The sequence below is a fragment of the Lysinibacillus contaminans genome (genome assembly GCF_001278945.1).
Lineage (GTDB): Bacteria > Bacillota > Bacilli > Bacillales_A > Planococcaceae > Lysinibacillus > Lysinibacillus contaminans.
In genome coordinates, this window is record NZ_LGRV01000003.1 from 710,849 (window position 1) to 728,512 (window position 17,664).

Annotated in this window: 16 protein-coding genes; 15 read left to right on the forward strand and 1 reads right to left on the reverse strand. The window is 36.3% G+C overall.

Going from position 1 to position 17,664, the window contains the following annotated elements; genetic code table 11:
- The first annotated feature begins 1 nt into the window (after position 1).
- The 8 genes from AEA09_RS05775 (at position 2) to AEA09_RS05810 (ending at position 9,247) form a co-directional block, all read left to right on the forward strand.
- On the forward strand, positions 2-883 hold the full coding sequence (locus tag AEA09_RS05775; protein ID WP_053582928.1) for a polyprenyl synthetase family protein: 882 nt from the start codon (positions 2-4) through the stop codon (positions 881-883).
- Positions 884-1,048: 165 nt separating this feature from the next.
- On the forward strand, positions 1,049-2,953 hold the full coding sequence (gene dxs, locus AEA09_RS05780) for a 1-deoxy-D-xylulose-5-phosphate synthase (protein ID WP_053582929.1): 1,905 nt from the start codon (positions 1,049-1,051) through the stop codon (positions 2,951-2,953).
- Complete coding sequence (locus AEA09_RS05785) at positions 2,950-3,768, forward strand: TlyA family RNA methyltransferase (protein ID WP_053582930.1); 819 nt, start codon at positions 2,950-2,952, stop codon at positions 3,766-3,768. Before dxs ends, AEA09_RS05785 begins: the two co-directional genes overlap by 4 nt.
- 101 nt (positions 3,769-3,869) lie before the next feature.
- Entirely contained in the window at positions 3,870-4,319 is a 450-nt protein-coding gene (ahrC, locus tag AEA09_RS05790) for a transcriptional regulator AhrC/ArgR (RefSeq protein WP_053582931.1), read from the forward strand.
- A gap of 44 nt (positions 4,320-4,363) precedes the next feature.
- On the forward strand, positions 4,364-6,055 hold the full coding sequence (recN, locus tag AEA09_RS05795) for a DNA repair protein RecN (protein WP_053582932.1): 1,692 nt from the start codon (positions 4,364-4,366) through the stop codon (positions 6,053-6,055).
- Positions 6,056-6,181: 126 nt separating this feature from the next.
- Complete coding sequence (locus AEA09_RS05800; protein WP_053582933.1) at positions 6,182-7,129, forward strand: SpoIVB peptidase S55 domain-containing protein; 948 nt, start codon at positions 6,182-6,184, stop codon at positions 7,127-7,129.
- Between the two features lie 444 nt (positions 7,130-7,573).
- On the forward strand, positions 7,574-8,365 hold the full coding sequence (spo0A, locus tag AEA09_RS05805) for a sporulation transcription factor Spo0A (RefSeq protein WP_053582934.1): 792 nt from the start codon (positions 7,574-7,576) through the stop codon (positions 8,363-8,365).
- 168 nt (positions 8,366-8,533) lie between these two features.
- On the forward strand, positions 8,534-9,247 hold the full coding sequence (locus AEA09_RS05810) for a tyrosine-type recombinase/integrase (protein ID WP_053582935.1): 714 nt from the start codon (positions 8,534-8,536) through the stop codon (positions 9,245-9,247).
- Between the two features lie 177 nt (positions 9,248-9,424).
- Here the strand turns inward: AEA09_RS05810 and AEA09_RS05815 are convergent, their stop codons facing one another.
- Entirely contained in the window at positions 9,425-9,643 is a 219-nt protein-coding gene (locus AEA09_RS05815) for a hypothetical protein (protein WP_053582936.1), read from the reverse strand.
- 559 nt (positions 9,644-10,202) lie between these two features.
- Between AEA09_RS05815 and AEA09_RS05820 the strand changes: the two genes are divergently transcribed.
- The 7 genes from AEA09_RS05820 (at position 10,203) to AEA09_RS05850 (ending at position 17,626) form a co-directional block, all read left to right on the forward strand.
- A complete protein-coding gene (locus AEA09_RS05820; RefSeq protein ID WP_053582937.1) occupies positions 10,203-10,559 on the forward strand; it encodes a hypothetical protein in 357 nt (118 codons plus the stop codon).
- A 236-nt stretch (positions 10,560-10,795) separates the two neighbouring features.
- Positions 10,796-11,506 carry a hypothetical protein gene (locus AEA09_RS05825; protein WP_053582938.1) on the forward strand — a complete coding sequence of 237 codons (711 nt, stop codon included), beginning with the start codon at positions 10,796-10,798 and terminating at the stop codon, positions 11,504-11,506.
- A 448-nt stretch (positions 11,507-11,954) separates the two neighbouring features.
- Complete coding sequence (locus AEA09_RS05830; protein ID WP_053582939.1) at positions 11,955-12,158, forward strand: hypothetical protein; 204 nt, start codon at positions 11,955-11,957, stop codon at positions 12,156-12,158.
- A 986-nt stretch (positions 12,159-13,144) separates the two neighbouring features.
- The gene (locus AEA09_RS05835) at positions 13,145-13,339 is read left to right on the forward strand and encodes a hypothetical protein (RefSeq protein ID WP_053582940.1); all 195 of its coding nucleotides are present in this window, start codon (positions 13,145-13,147) and stop codon (positions 13,337-13,339) included.
- A 339-nt stretch (positions 13,340-13,678) separates the two neighbouring features.
- Positions 13,679-14,959: a hypothetical protein gene (locus tag AEA09_RS05840; RefSeq protein ID WP_053582941.1), complete on the forward strand. Its 1,281-nt coding sequence runs from the start codon at positions 13,679-13,681 to the stop codon at positions 14,957-14,959.
- A 362-nt stretch (positions 14,960-15,321) separates the two neighbouring features.
- Entirely contained in the window at positions 15,322-16,893 is a 1,572-nt protein-coding gene (locus AEA09_RS05845; RefSeq protein ID WP_053582942.1) for a flagellar assembly protein A, read from the forward strand.
- The gene (locus AEA09_RS05850) at positions 16,886-17,626 is read left to right on the forward strand and encodes a glycerophosphodiester phosphodiesterase (protein ID WP_053582943.1); all 741 of its coding nucleotides are present in this window, start codon (positions 16,886-16,888) and stop codon (positions 17,624-17,626) included. Before AEA09_RS05845 ends, AEA09_RS05850 begins: the two co-directional genes overlap by 8 nt.
- The last annotated feature ends 38 nt before the right edge of the window (positions 17,627-17,664 follow it).

Consider the following 17,664-nt stretch of genomic DNA (forward strand, 5'->3'; position numbering starts at 1 on the left):
CATGAATGAACAGTTAAAGCAATTTATTGAATTGAACACACCACAAGTTGAAGCGACGATGTATGCACTTGTAGAAAGAATTGAGGCACCTGCTAATTTAAAAGAATCAATGGTATATTCACTTAAAGCAGGTGGGAAGCGCATTCGTCCACTATTTGTACTGGCTGTCTTAGAGCTTTATGGAAAAGACAAACAGGATGCTTTTATAGTTGGTGCAGTGATTGAAATGATTCATACATATTCACTCATTCACGATGATCTGCCAAGTATGGATAATGACGATTACCGCCGTGGAAAATTAACGAACCATAAAGTATATGGTGATGGGCTTGCAACGCTAGCAGGAGACGCGTTGAATACGCTTGCTTTTGGTGTGTTAGCACGTATGAATCTCTCAGCGGAAAAACGTATTGAACTTGTCAATCTGTTAAGCGTGGCTGCTGGCGCTGAAGGAATGGTAGGTGGCCAAGTTTTAGATATTGAAGGTGAAAAACGTCAATTGAATTTAACCGAACTTGAGCATGTGCATGTCAATAAAACAGGTGCACTTCTTCGCTTTAGTATTGAATCAGGTGCAGTATTAGCGGATGCAACGCCAGAAGAACGTGCAATTTTAGTAGAATATGCGCATCATATCGGTTTAGCCTTCCAAATTCAAGATGATATTTTGGATATTGAAGGTACAACAGAAGAACTAGGGAAAACAGCGGGTAAAGATGTGGCAAGTGAAAAAAGTACGTACCCAGCGCTTCTTACATTAGATGGTGCGAAAGAAAAGCTTGCTGAACATTATAATTATGCCATTGCGGCACTTGAAAAATTAAATATAGATGCAAGTATACTGCGTGAATTTGCAGCTTATATTGTTCATCGTAAAAACTGAGAGAAAAACAAGGCTTTTTAAGCAAGGGTTATGCTAGAATAGGTGAGGGAAAGTTTGCAAAAGAGGTAAACAAAAGTGTTCGTACTTTTAGCATAACGATAACACTGTTATAATGGTGGAAACGCGATTACGGTGAATAATTTATTGAAAAGGTGTGTGAGAAAGGTGGATTTAAATAAGATTTCTAGTCCATCCTTTTTAAAAAACTTAAATAAGAAAGAGTTAGAACAGCTTGCAAAAGAGATTCGATCTTTCTTAATCGAAAAATGTTCTGTCACGGGTGGTCATATCGGACCAAACCTAGGTGTTGTGGAGCTTACAATCATGCTTCATAAGATGTTTGACAGTCCAAAAGATAAGTTTTTATGGGATGTCGGCCACCAAGCATACGTGCATAAAATTTTGACAGGTCGTGCCAGTCAATTTGACACTTTACGTCAGTTCAAAGGGCTTTGTGGTTTTCCAAAGCTTGTGGAGAGTGAACATGACGAATGGGAAACAGGTCATAGCTCGACTTCCTTGTCAGCAGCCATGGGAATGGCAGCAGCACGTGATATTAAAAAAGAAAAAAATTACGTTGTACCAATTATCGGTGATGGTGCTCTTACAGGTGGGATGGCGCTTGAGGCGTTAAATCACATAGGACATGAAAAAACCAATATGATTGTCATATTAAACGATAACGAAATGTCAATTGCACCGAACGTTGGTGCATTACACAGTGTTTTAGGTCGTCTGCGTACAGCGAAAGAATATTCAAAAGCAAAAGAAGAACTAGAATCACTCATCAACAAAGTTCCCGTACTCGGTGGTAAGCTAGCTGCAACAGCTGAGCGTGTAAAAGATAGCTTGAAGTATTTAGTGGTATCAGGTGTGTTCTTTGAAGAACTAGGCTTTAAATATTTAGGGCCAATTGATGGACATGATTTTGAAGCACTTGAAACAACATTACAGTATGCGAAAAAAGTTAAGGGCCCAGTGCTCGTACATGTGATTACGAAAAAAGGTAAGGGCTATAAACCAGCTGAAGATGATACAATCGGAAATTGGCATGGGACTGGACCTTATAAAATGGAAACAGGTGCATTTGTCAAATCAGTTACAAAAGGTCCTGCTTGGAGTAGTCTGATTGCTGAAACGGTACGTAAAATTTCTCATGAAGATGAGCGTGTTGTGACAATCACACCAGCAATGCCAGTAGGGTCTAAATTACAAGGTATCCAACAAGACTTCCCGAATCGCTTCTTTGATGTCGGCATAGCCGAGCAACACGCAGCAACAATGGCTGCAGGGCTTGCAACGCAAAAAATGAAGCCTTTCCTTGCGATTTATTCCACGTTCTTGCAACGTGCGTATGACCAAGTATTGCACGATATTGCACGTCCAAACTTAAATGTATTTATTGGGATTGACCGTGCCGGCCTAGTCGGTGCTGATGGTGAGACGCATCAAGGTGTGTTCGATATTGCCTTTTTACGTCATATTCCGAATATGACCATTATGATGCCAAAAGATGAAAATGAAGGCCAGCATATGGTGAAAACAGCAATTGAGTATGATGGCGGACCAATTGCACTACGTTATCCTCGTGGTAACGGTATTGGTGTACCAATGGATGACGAGCTAAAGGTATTACCAATCGGTAGTTGGGAAGTGCTTCGTGAAGGGAAAGATGCGTCGATTTTAACATTCGGTACAACGATACCAATGGCAATGGAAGCGGCAGCAGCTTTAGCACTACAAGGTGTAGAAGTGGAAGTAGTCAATGCTCGTTTTATTAAGCCGATGGATGTAGATATGTTGCACCGTATTTTAACAAACAACAAGCCAATTTTAACGATTGAGGAAGCGATTCTTCAAGGTGGGTTTGGAAGTGGCGTATTAGAGTTCGCACACGATCACGGTTATCAACATGCATTGATTGACCGTATGGGTATTCCGGATCACTTTATTGAGCATGGAAATGTTGATCAGTTACTCAAAGAAATTCACATGACCGCAGAAGACACAGTAACCCGTATTCACACACTATTACAACATAAACAGCAAGTAGGTTTGAAATTACAATGACAAAACAACCGAAAGAACGAGTAGATATTTTACTTGTAGAACGCGGTTTATGTGAAACTCGCGAAAAGGCGAAGCGCTCCATTATGGCAGGGCTCGTCTTTTCCAATGAGATTCGCATTGACAAAGCAGGTGAAAAAATCTCGATTGACGCACCACTACAAGTAAAAGGATCAGATTTAAAATATGTAAGTCGTGGTGGCTTGAAATTAGAAAAAGCGCTACAAATTTTCGATATGTCTGTAGATGGCAAGCTAATGCTTGATATTGGCTCATCGACGGGAGGCTTTACGGATTGTGCGCTACAAAATGGCGCAAGACACTGCTATGCCCTAGATGTTGGTTCCAATCAACTTGCTTGGAAAATTCGATCAGATGAACGTGTAACGGTGATGGAAAAAACCAATTTCCGTTATACGACAGCAGCTGACTTAACAGCAGGTTTACCAGAATTTGCGACAATTGATGTGAGTTTTATCTCACTATCTCTTATTTTACCTGTATTAAAAACAGTGTTAATGCCTGGCGGGGATGTTATGGCATTAGTGAAGCCTCAATTTGAAGCAGGTAAAGAAAATGTCGGTAAAAAAGGGATTGTTCGCGATAAAAAGGTGCATTTAAATGTTCTTGAAAAAACAGCAGCCATGGCAACGGAAGTCGGTTTTGTTGTCAAAGATGCATCATTCTCTCCGATAACAGGTGGTGAAGGGAATATTGAATTTTTATTCCATTTAGTGAACCCTGTAGGTGAGGAAGAAATCCAGGCATATACAGATTTTAATGCACTCGTTGAAGAAGCGCATAGCACTCTTAAATAGCACGTGCTCGGGCATCCGAGCCGTGTTTTTTCTTGTGCTTTTGCCTCTGAAATGTTAGTGTAAATATACAAATAGTTAATTATTTATTAGAGGTGACCTAGATGAATAAAAGCCAACGACATATTCGAATTCGAGATATTATTGCCAATCATGAAATAGAGACACAAGACGATTTGGTGGATTTCTTAAAAGAAGCAGGGTATAACGTAACCCAAGCAACTGTGTCACGAGATATTAAAGAATTACATTTAGTGAAAGTACCATTACAAGATGGTCGTTATAAGTACAGCTTACCGGCAGATCAACGCTTTAATCCTGTGCAAAAATTACATCGTGCACTTGCTGATGCTTTCATAAGCATCGATGGAGCATCCCACTTTCTTGTAATGAAGGCTTTACCAGGGAACGCAAATGCGATTGCATCCTTGCTTGACCATTTAGATTGGCCAGAAATTTTAGGAACAATTTCTGGTGATGACACGATTTTAATTATTTGTCGCGATGATAGTGAGCGAGAAAATACAAAAAATCGATTATTAGAAATGTTGTAAACTAGATGTACAGTAAGGTGAATTTGATACAGAGGTGACATTTTGTGTTAAGAGAGCTTAGTATTCGAAACTTTGCCATCATCGAAGATTTAACGGTGAGCTTTTCTGATGGTTTAACAGTTTTAACAGGGGAAACAGGTGCTGGAAAATCCATTATAATAGATGCTGTGCATTTACTTGCGGGTGGTCGGGGAAATTCTGAATTTATCCGTCATGGAGCAAAAAAGGCAGAAATCGGTGGATTATTCCAAGTTTCTTCTGACCAGCATCCTATTTATAAAAAACTGGATGAAGCAGGCATTGAAGTAGAAGAAGACACGATTATTTTACGACGTGATCTGAATGATTCTGGGAAAAGTGTATGTCGTGTCAATGGTAAGCTCGTCCCGCTTTCTGTTTTGCGAGATATTGGTTCAAGTCTCATTGACATTCATGGACAACATGAAAATCAAGAATTGATGGATGAAAAGCAACATATTTATTTACTCAATCAATTTGCGGCAGAGCGATTAGCACCGATTCAAGAGAAGTATAGTGAACATTATGAGGCGTACCGTACGCTTCGAAAAGAGCTCGCATCTATTTCAATTGATGAGCAGTTAATGGCACAAAGAATTGATTTATATCAATTTCAAATAAAAGAGCTCGATGATGCCAATATTAATAGCAGTGAGGAAGATGATTTACTCGATGAGCGTCGTCGCCTTATGAATTTTAATAAAATTTTTGAGCGTTCCAGCACGGCCTATGAAGCGATTCAAGGGGAATCTAAGGGCTTAGACTGGATTGGTACTGCTATGGGTGCTATAGACGATGTAGCAGCTATTGACGAGCATTTTAAAGAAACATCAGAAGCCGTGACAACAGCATTTTATGCATTGCAAGATGCGGCTTATCAAATCAAAAATATTCTTGATGAATTAGAATTTGACCCAGCTCGTTTAAACGAAGTTGAACAACGTCTTGCGTTAATGCAAAATTTAAAGCGAAAATACGGTTCTACAGTTAAAGAAATTTTAGCTTATCATGAAAAAATTAAAAACGAACTAAATGAATTATTAAACCGCGATGAAATTTTGCAAGTAAAAGAACGAAAAGTACTTGAAATGGAAACAGTCTTAACGGACTTAGCAGAACATTTATCAGCTGTGCGTAAAGAGGCTGCAATCGAACTTAGTGAAGCGATAATGGCAGAATTACGTGAATTACATATGGAAAAAGCAAAGTTTATCGTAAATTTTGATTTGTTACCAAGTTTTGATGCAAACGGCAAAGACCAAGTTGTTTTCTATATTTCGACAAATGTTGGAGAACCGCCAAAATCTTTACCAAAAATTGCATCAGGTGGGGAACTATCGCGTATGATGCTTGCTTTAAAAACAATTTTCTCATCTTCAAACGGTGTGACATCAATTATTTTTGATGAGGTGGATACAGGCGTGAGTGGTCGTGTGGCACAAGCTATTGCAGAAAAAATTGCGGCAATCTCCATAAATTCGCAAGTTTTATGTATTTCGCATTTACCACAAGTAGCGGCGATGGCAGATCATCATTACTTTATAAAAAAAGAAGTCGAACACGATCGTACATTTACATCTCTAGCAGAAATTGATACAAAAGCTCGTATTGAAGAAGTAAGTCGCATGATGTCTGGAGCAGAAATCACCGAATTAACCTTGCAACATGCGAATGAACTTTTAAATATGGCAAATGAGAGAAAAAGTAAAATGCGTTAATAAGAAGGAGTCTAGAAACAGGATGAACCGTTTCTAGGCTTTTTTCATTTTACACAAATATTTACCGCTTATAAGAATGACACAACAACACATAGTAACAAGACAATATTGAAAAGGAGGTGTCATATGAATCGTCGTTGGCGTCAATTTGTCACACTGCCCATGCTTCTTGTTTTGTTATTTATGCCTATTCAAGCACTCGCAGCGAAAAAACTTATTCCAATGGGTGAAGCTATCGGTATACAGCTTCAATTATCCCATGTATTCGTTGCGCATGACATTTTATTAGCATCTAATCAATGGATGAAAGGAGGGGCTGTCATTGAAAAAATAGACGATATGTCTGTTAAGACGCTTGCTGATGCAAAACAAGCCATAAAGAAAAATGGTCAGCAGCAGTGGACTATTCAAAGTGAAGGTAAACAGCAAATATTAGAATTGCAAGAGAATGAGGCAGATAATGTAATTTCCTTCTTAAAAGATGAAACAGATGGTATAGGCACACTGACATATATTGATCCAGAGACACAAAACTACGGTGCACTTGGTCATCAAATTGTAGACTCAACCTTACAAAAGGCTCCTGTTTTTAATGATGGCTCGATTTTTTTAGCCTCCATTCATCAAATCCGTAAAAGTACACCTGGACAACCAGGTTATAAAATTTCATCAATTGAAAAACAACAGGAACGATTAGGTAGTATTGAGAAAAATACGGTTTATGGAATATTTGGACGTTGGGAAGTTGGTTATCAAAAAAGGTTGCCAAAAGCGATTGAAATTATGCATGAGAAGGATATAAAAATAGGGAAAGCAGAAATTTATACGGCAATCGAGGGTAGTAAAGTTGAGTCGTTTACCATTAATATTACGAAGGTCGAAAATGAGCGACTCGAGTTCATTGTGTCTGACGAGAAGCTCATTGAGAAAACAGGAGGCATTTTACAAGGAATGAGTGGTAGCCCGATTATTCAGGAAGGCCGTTTTGTAGGCGCTGTTACGCATATGTTTGTGGAAGAACCAAAAAAAGGTGCTGCAATTACAGTAGTAGAGATGTTGGAAAGATCATCCTAGAAAATAGATGAATCCAAGTCAGATGCATTCATCGTGAAATGTTTATCAAAAATAGAGGGATGTGTTAAAAATGGTTAACTCATTTTTAACACATCCACTATTTCCATATACAAAATATTATCTCACTCATTAGGTATTTCATACATATGCAAGCAGAGAATATCGATGTTTTAGCAAAAAGAGTAGTTTTATCAAGTATTTTTCTTTACAATAGGGTTAATGACTATTCGACAAAATTTAGGGGAATACAGTTATTTGTTGTAAAATACAGTTAATTGTCGATTTGCAAAGAATCTCTCAGACTACGTACTCATTTTTGGAAAAGAAAAAGGAATTTGATCAAAAATGTCGAAAATTCCATAATGTGTCTAAAACGCATAAAAGGGGTAAAGGTTCGATGCTTTGACAGAAGTTTCAAAGCAAAATCCAAAAGGAGGAATTGGAATGACAAAAGTAAAAGTGGCAATCGCAGATGATAATCGTGAATTATTGAAAACTATGGAGTTGTATTTTCTAAATCATCCTGAAATAGAGGTAATTGCAACAGCTTCAAATGGGAAGATTTGTATTCAGATGCTTGAAGAGTATTCACCAGATGTTTTATTACTGGATATTATTATGCCTCATCTTGATGGATTAGCAGTATTAGAAGCAATGTATCAAAGTGAAAAAATGTCATCCGTTCAAGTGATTATGTTAACTGCATTTGGGCAAGAGGATGTCATGAAACAGGCTGTCGATTTAGGCGCTTCGTATTTTATGTTGAAGCCTTTTGAATTTGACCAACTTGTGCAAAAGATATTGCATTGCGCAGGTCAAAAAGCCGCGTTACCGAAAAAGGCTAGCATTTTACAGCCTTCAGCTCCACAAAAATTAAATCAACATCAATTAGATAGTACAATCACGGCGATCATTAAAGAAATAGGTGTTCCAGCACATATTAAAGGCTACTCTTATTTACGTGAGGCTATTCAGATGGTGTATGAAGATGTTGAATTATTAGGTTCGGTGACAAAAATTTTGTATCCAGAAATCGCAAAAAAATTCAATACGACACCATCACGTGTAGAACGTGCGATTCGTCATGCAATTGAGGTTGCATGGAATCGTGGTAATTATGAATCCATTTCGTCGATGTTTGGCTATACAGTGCATCACTTAAAGTCGAAGCCAACTAACTCGGAGTTCATCGCTATGATTGCGGACAAGATTCGCATTGATATGATGGCGAGCTAGGCTTTGATAAATTAACGTTTATAGTAGTTATAGTTGTTAGACAACTAGATGTATAAAGCAATAAACTACTTTTTAAAACCTATAATTAACTAAATACGAATGTGTTAATTTTGACACGCCTTCATTTATTGGTTTTCTAGAAAATCAAGAGTGAGAGGGTGTCTTTTTTTGCGTTCAAAAGAGAGTACGATTACTGAATTAGACTTACAACTGGATTCCTTTATGTTGCATTGTGACGCTAAACATTTGTCACCAAAGACCTTGAAGTCATATGAACAAACTTTAACGCTCTTTAAGAACTACTCGAAGCAAGAACTCAATATCACAGACGCTTCAAAGGTGAAATCCAGTCATGTTAGACATTACATCAAGTATCTAAGAGAGCGTGGTAAATACACTGTCACAGCTTCGGATAAGTCACATAATATCAACCATCCTGACAGGAGAACAGACTATAAAAAGCCTATAAGTGATACGACAATAGCGAATTATACGAGGAATATGAAAGTGTTTTTCAATTTCTTGAAGGTAGAGAATGAGATTTCAGAAAATCCTATAAAAACAGTGGCGCAGATTAAACCAAAGCGTAAACAGAAGGAGCTTCTTTCACCTGAGGAATTGAAATTAATGCTAGGGGCATATGATGTTACTCTTTTCCATGAGTATAGAACGTGGATACAACTACTATTGATTCTTGATACAGGGATACGAGCCACTGAATGTTGCTTACTAATGCCTGAGGATATTGATTTTAGAACAAAATCCATTATTGTGAAAAATGCAAAAAATGGACATGAAAGATATGTGTTTTTTGGTCATAAGATGTCTGTCGATTTAAAGCGTTGGATACGGCATAGGGATAGATACAGCGATAGCCTATAGCTGTTCCCTAGAGGAGCAAGAAAGATGTGTATGGAGTTACAGGAGAGATTGTGAGAGCATAACAAAAGGACTTGCATATATGAGATTAAATCATACAAGCAAGTCCTTAGATTGATGCTTTGATAAAGAATTAGTTATTGTTTTGGAAATTGAATCCTTGAAAATTTCGCCTAATGTTTATAGTAACCTATTAAGTAAGAAAAAATTCAGAATATAACCGAGAATAGAAATGATAATAATACTCCACGCATATTTTTTACGCTGTGTTACACCAACAATCCCCATAATCACCCCTAACAATGGTGATAATAAAATACCTATAATATAAGCAAAAATATTGTAGGTTTTATAACTGTAGATTTCATTACTTTCATTATCATATTTGTCACTATACATATTAATCCTCCTTTTTTTTATATTATTTTTAATAACTTAATAACCACTTGTATAGAAAAGTGTAACATATTGACAAATGTTGGAGTGAGATGAATGTGAAACACTAACAAGAAAGATTGACCGTTAAAGCATGGTGGAACGATGAGGTGAAACAGATTCAATTTCGAGTTAGCTTACAACAACCATAGTAAACTCTTAGAAGTATTTAACGAGCCTGTGAGAGTCGATAGAGAGGGAGAGGAATCATTCACGCGAGTCCTATTCTAATTAAATTAAAACACAAGTTTGTTTAAGTACATTTTTTCGCAATCTTAAAAAATAACTATACTTTTAAGGTTGATTGTATCCTTTAAAAACTTTTCCGTTAGTATTTCTCAATTTTTATTGTTATATTTTCTTCGCTAATTGTCTCGTTTTTTGTTTCAGAAACTTTCTTTATAGAATCTTCAACTATTTGTTGAATCAGCGTATCATCAGCTTTTACATTCTTTGGGAAACTTACTGATACATCAATAATTCCATTAACAGGACTACCACGCTTACTTCGGAAGTTAAATTCATGGATGTGATAATACCACCTCAAGATATCAGTGATCAGCATTTATTGGTTTTAGAATACCTACTTATATGGTATCTTCGTCCTCCCAAAAATCTCTCGAAAGGATTAGGCAGCCATTGGAGATACTTTCGTTGGGACTGGGCTGAAGAAGTCGTAAAGGAGGTAGCAAAAGAGAAGTACAAAATGGAAATACTGTGTAAAGTTGATGAATTTCTATTTTCATTTGATTTAATAAGAATTCAAAGAAAATATGATGAAAACGGGGATTTTAAAAAGTATGAAGATACAGAGCAAATAGAGTCCCCAAAAAAAGCTTGCACTGAAAAACGTAATTGTTCTTGTTTTAACTGTAAGTAAGAAATAGACATAAATCAGTATTTAGGAAATGAGCAGACAACATAATCAATGTGAGGCTTCTTCCCTTTGTAATTGGAACAAATTACTATTAAATTTAGGTTTACTTTTAGTAATATTTTACGGAAAATAATGAGGTAATTATATCTAAATATATTTTTAGGAAACATTAGGTAGAATCTGAAAGCGATGCTATGAAAATACTGGTACACTATTCAACTAAAGGGAGAGACACATAAATGAAAAACCGTATTTTAAGTGCAGGAGCATTAACAGCAATAATGCTGTTTTCACCGATCGCAGGAAACTCTGTAGAAGCATCAACTCTAGCAGAAACATCAACTCAACAATCAACTCAAAAGATCATGTGGGGAGCAAGTGAATTAACGAGTACTCAAATTGGTAGAATCACATTCTTAAAAGATACAAAGCTTTATAAACGAGACGGTAAAAATCCAGTACAGTTCCACTTGAATGCTAAGAAAGGTTCTATGTGGCGAGTGCATAAAATTACGAAGGAAGGCAATATGAATGTCTACGATTTAGGTGGAGGCGTTCGAGTACAGCAGTCAAACCTTTCTAAATATGAGGTAGTGCCGACAGATTTAATTCAGAAGCAAGTAAAAGAGAATGGTGCGCACATCTCGTGGGCTAATTATGACCATCTTACTAAATACCCTCAAGTTCGAAGACTTGCAAGCAAAGATGTAGAGGATAAGATTAACGAGAACATTAAAATGAATGTTAGACAAGTAGAGCAAGGAGGCTATGGGGCAGGTGGCAGAGCAAAACACTACAGTGTAACAGAAAATAAGAACAATCGATTAGAAATATCCTTTACTGTTTCTGGAAGCACTGATGATGATAACGGAATTCCTTTCAGCAATGATTTTAAATTGGTATATGATTTAGTAACGGGCAAGAGCGATTTTATTCAAATAATAAAGTAATGATTTTTTAAGAGGGATGCTTGCCATCCCTTTTTTTAGACTTATAGACACCCTTTTTAAAACCCATGAATGTTGGTTTAACAGCAATCATGTTTTATTCAGTTTCCTATCCTTGAATAAATTAACTCTCTTGAGATTGCTGCTTTATTCTTTAGGATAAGAATTTACGATACACGTTATGAGAGTGTGTGTCAGACGATAAGACGTTTCGGGGGCAGAAGTAGGAACTAAGTGTATCGAGAGCAATCTCACACTAACAAGGGCATACATAAACCTCAAATGACGGATTTATGTGGCAATGGCTGTCTATGATTTAGATTCTGTTAAGTTAGTTTCTGAAACATAGGCATTCATTTTTGCGCAAAGACGTCACCATGTCACTAGCAAATGCGGTCGTTACTTATTGTAGCTTGATTCGTTTTTTGGGATTTTTTCATGAAACAAGTAATTGAACACAAAGTACCAGTACAGTCGTTTGAGCGAAAAATATAAGAAGGCGTACATTAAATTACTAACGATAGCAGCCGCTAATAATGCTAAGCAAGTAGACGCATATTTTTTCGGTGAAGATTCAGAGTTGCGTTATTGGCATTACGGATCAACAGCGTTATATATAGCGATTGAATTTTTTGTTTTTGTAGCAATCAATTGAATTATGACTAGCAATATACACAACGCTAGAGTCTGCGCCAATAATGGTCAAAGAAAGCTAGGCGTTGACACGCCTAGCTTTCTTATTTTTATCGTAATCACTAGTGGATTATCCTATTTATTAATTTCCTCATATTGTTCCGTAATATCCTGAATAAATAAGCCGACATAAAACCTCAATCACAATACTTGCGGAGCCAGTAAATAATTCAAATCTAATAAAATAACCAGAATTACTTTTCTTTTTTATTTCGGAACACCCCACCCATAATTATATAGATGAAACTTAATAAAAGAAGAAATAAGCCACCTAGAATGGGTAATGCAAACAAATCAAATACTTTCAAAAGTATGTTCCTCCTTCCTATACGTAAAGCTGAACATTATCTTTCAGATATTCAATCAGTATAGAGATGAAATTTATAATTCTACTTTGGTATAACTATATTAAAATAACCCACTACGCCTTCTTATTCAACTAAACTGCTTCGACAATTGAATAGCACCAATCGTTTAGAAAACAGTTTTGATTAAACAAACGCACAGCGCATTGTCTTGCCTTTCTAAATCAAGCTGACAGGCGTTTTGCATCGCTAAGTGAAGTATTTATCATTGATGGAATAGCGTCGCTAAATTGAACGGGATTATTAGGGTAATTCAACGGAGGTTAGAGAGGGTTATAGACGTTTTTAGCCTTTTTTCTTTACGATATAGTTCGTGGGTATTTTGGTCTATTGACGGACTCGTCCTCTCGTAATCTCAATTCTATTGAATTAACCGAAGCGTGTCCATGAATCTATAATATATCCAAATATTCTGATATGTTTTACATTAGGGCAAATGAAATGGAATCAAAAGAGGAATAAACTAAGTGTTTAGTTCGTTTTTTATTAGTGTGTAATCAGATGTAACCGAGTAAGATTAGAATGGTTAGAATTTTTATTCAGAATCGGGCAGTTGCAGTATGAAACGAGAGGAGAGCTTTATATGGAGACATTTATGGCATTAGGTTTTTTCTTAAACCCAATATTTGCAGTAGTTTTTTGTGTGAATTTGGTGATTATTATACAAAAACTTTTTAAAGACAGCAAAGCGAATATTGACAAAAATGCAATATGGTTAACAATTTCATTCACATATATTGTCACAATCCTTACTTGGATGTGGGGTTACGGAAATTAAATAGAGGGTGTTCATTAAATATTTGCAATGGAAAGATGATGAGTTAGATATTGGTGTGGTTAGGTTGTAGGCAATGACACCATACAGGATTATTACCGATAAACTTCTGTTGAGGTAAAATAAGTGTGTTATTTTTTGTAAAAGAATGTTGTACATTAACTTTTGAATAAAAAGGTAATTATTGATTTTTTATGAAATATTTTGTGCAAGTCTAGGCGTAAGCATGCTATAATTGAATTTATGTATATTGTAAAAAAATTAATGGACGAGGTTGTGTTAAGCTACTACTGGTTCATCCTAGGGGAGGGAAATAACATCTAAATTGGATGTATTACATATATGGAAAAACTAAAAAAAGTTTTAACAAAGGTTAATAAAATAGATACGTTTTCACCGTATTTCTTCTTGCCTTTTATATTATTACTGTATTTCTTTACAAGCTTATTCGATTGGCATAGATTTGAACTATTTAATATCCGAGAGTCGATTTGGCCAGTTGTAACTTTAGCGCTTGTATGCTATTACATAGGTGTATATTTAATTGATAAGCTTCAGTGGACGATACCATCATTTGGATTATCGTTCTTAGGTAAATATGTGATTCACTTTGTTATTTTCTTAACAATACTCGGATTAGGCTCCTATTTAATGATGATTTTTGGCGGTGGCTTAGGGATTTCTGATGAGGAAAATCGTCGTAACCTGGATCCAAAGTTAAATTTCTTTAGTCAGTTACTATGGTTCGGGGTTTTGTTGTTACTTTCGTACAAAATGATTTTAGAGCAGAAAATGACATGGAAAAAGGCATTAGTTTTTGGTTCGATTTTCGCGGTTGTAATGTTCTTATTTTTATTAATGGGTTATCGTACGCCGTTAATAATTATGTTATTTACAGGTATTATTATTTTCCACTTCGTTGTAAAACGTGTGAAATTGACATGGTTCCTTTCAGCATTATTCGTAATTGCTGTGGCATTCTCGATGTTTGGCTTCATACGTGTCCTTACAGAAGATATAACGAAGGAACATAATAGGCGTGACCAACCAGAAGTTGAATTGTCAGTAGAGGAAAGAAAGAAACTGTTAACTGCTGAGCAAAAGGTAAACTTAACACCAAAATGGATGCTTGCATTAAATGCGGAGAGTGTAACAGGTCATATTGTATTAAGTACAATTATTGAGTATACAAAAGAGGAAGGCTACTTAAATGGTGAATTGCATCGTGGTATCTTTAATACTATTTTACCAGGTGAACAAATTTCACCTCGTATGAAGGTAACGGAAGTTGTAAATTCAATAAGTATAGAAAAAGGTAAAAATATAACTCGCGAAACCAGAACAACAACACCAACGTTTATTGGTCAGCTATTCCTAGACGGTGGTTATTTATTAGTAGCAATTGGCTTTTTATTGTATGGTGTATTAATTTCACTAATCTATAATAAAGTGAAGCAGGGCGGCATTCGTAGTTTCCATTCAGTAGCCTACGCATTTGTGATTACAGTATTTACTGTGTCGATGCATACGGGTTTACTCGATTTAATCTTTATATTAATGCTTGGCTTCGTCATTATCGCGTCGTCCATCATTAAAACAGATAAGCGAAAACTTCGATATTAAAGCACAATGGGCTGTCCTTACAATAGGATGGCCCATTTTTTTGTATTTACAATTATTTGCTGTACTGTTGAAAAGCAGTTTAGCTATCAACAGGAATAGTAGAATGATCATGTAGAAGAAATAATCATTAGGTTTTTGGGATAATTTACAAATAATATAAACTAGTGTTAGTTGACTATCTGTATAATTAAAGTGATAGACATTTTAACCATGCTTATAGAGAAAACTCCATGAAAATAAATTAAATATGATAAATTACATATAAATAGGAGTATTTTCCTTGTAGGCAGGGTCAAATGTCTCTAAACAAATGTAAATAGATTGTATATACTTATTACATATAGAGGGAAGGAGGAGATAACGTGATTTTAGTTCGAAATGATAATTTTGAAATATCTGAAGATAATGGAAAAGTGTATATAGTTACTTTTAGTGCTGGCTTTCCTTTAAAAGATTTCGATGGAATTTTACGAAATCATCCCCGATTAAAATTATCCAATTTTTCTGTATTAAAAAATGTATTAACGACAGAGAGCGTAAGTCCAGTTGAAATTGGGCGGTGGCTTCCAAATGTAGAAGCTGAGATTGCAAGAGATAAAATGTCTGCCTCTGTATTTATATATGAAACAATGGATTATATTCAAAAAAACAAGGATCAGTTGAAACAGCAAATTCTAGAGGCACTCGCTGACAATGATATTGTTGAGGGCATATTAGATTTTGATATTTCAATGATTGAACCAGGAAAGGCATTTTTAATTGCTCAAGGTTCATCACCTGTAGCAGGAACAGATGCACAGATTACATACTTACCAAAGCCTGAGAGAAAGCCTGTCATTCGTGATGATGGAAAAGCAGATTACTATGATATGAACTTTATTTCTGAAATTTCAGAAGGATCTTGGCTGGGCGAGAAAATTCCTGCTGCTGCAGGTGAACCAGGGAAAAACATATTAGGTGAAATCATACCGGCAGCACCCGGCCGAGATTTTCCGATTCGCTACGATAAAAAATCGGCATACGAAGTGGAAGAAGAAGGTAAAATCGTTATTCGTTCAAAGATTGCTGGTGTTTTAGATGATGTGAAAGGCATGATTGGTGTCAATCGACATTTACCAATCCATGGTGATGTAGGTGTAGAAACAGGAAACCTTGAGTTTAATGGTTCATTAAGTATTCGAGGTACTATCACTGCAGGTTATACAGTCATTGCAACCGGGGACATTTCTATTGAAGGGGCTGAAGGCGTAAGTGGTGCTAAGCTCATAAAGTCAATTGAAGGGGATGTCTATATTCGAGGAGGCATTTTTGGTCTGGGTTCGACGCGTGTTGAAGCGGGTGGAAATATCTTTGTAAAGCATGTGAATGAAGCCAATTTAGTCGCTTCAGATAGTATTCACATTGGCTTTTATGCATTAGGTTCACAGCTTGAAGCACATTCTATTTTCGTGGATGAACGTAAAGGGAAAATCATCGGCGGTCGAGCAGTAGCGAAAAGCACAATTGTCACAGCTATATCTGGGAATCGTCTAGAACGTAGAACAGATTTAGTTATTGAGAGTGTCAATAAGCAGGAAAGCTATGCCAAAATGCAAGAGAGAGCTGGACAGTTGAAGCAATTACAGACAGAAATTACAAGCTATGAAGATAAAATTAAAAGCCTGCTACCTGTCATCAAGCAAATGAATACACAGCAAGTTGCAGCGTTTGAAGAAACGAAGCAAGCTTTGTCTAAATTGAAAGCAGAAGCTGTTACAATTGATCGTGAAATTAAGCTAATGATGGATGAATTAAGGCATGCGGGAAAAGAAGAAATCACGGTGACGAAAGAAGCTTATTCTGGAACCTATATTCAAATTGGAAAAAAATCCTCTATCCTAAGTAAAATGACAAACGGTAAATTTATATTAGAGTTTGGTGAATTAAATGTGTAGTGATGACTACGTACCTGTCTTTGCCCATCGAGGTGCTTCAGCACATGCACTAGAGAATAGTTTGAGAGCTTTTGAAAAGGCTTGGGAACTTGGTGCTGACGGTATTGAGTTAGATATTCAAGTTTCAAAGGAAGGCGTACCGGTTGTGTATCATGATCCACAGCTTTCTCGATTAGCAGGTAGTAATAAGCTCGTGAATGAATGTAGTCTCGAACAGTTACAACGGTTTAAATTAGGTAAGCCATGGAAACGCTTTTTTTCCACATATAAAATTTCAACTTTTGAAGAGGTTTTAATATGGGCAAATCAGCGTCAAATGCCGCTTAACATTGAGCTGAAATCTACAATGTTAGAAAATACAGATGCACTTATTCGCATGCTAAAGGGGCTTAAATTGCCTGTAGGTAGTCATTTTTCATCCTTTCATTATGAGTTGTTGAAAGTGGTGAAGCAGCATGCGCCGCAATTTGAAACAGCATTAATTGCCACGAAAAAGTTAAACTGGGATTTATTAAGGGATTATCAGGCGATTGACAGTGTGCATGCACATAAAAAATATTATAAGCCTCGCTATCTGGAGGCCTGTGTAGCAAACGAGAAAAAATGTCGCTTTTACGCCATTGATAGTAGCGAAAAATTTATAGTGAATCCGCATCCGGTTGTAATTGGTTGGATTACAGATTTTCCGGATAAAGTGATAAAAGAACAAAAACGTGCTGCTTCCATTAAATAGCACTATTGTGAAAGTAAAATAGCTATCTACTAAACAGT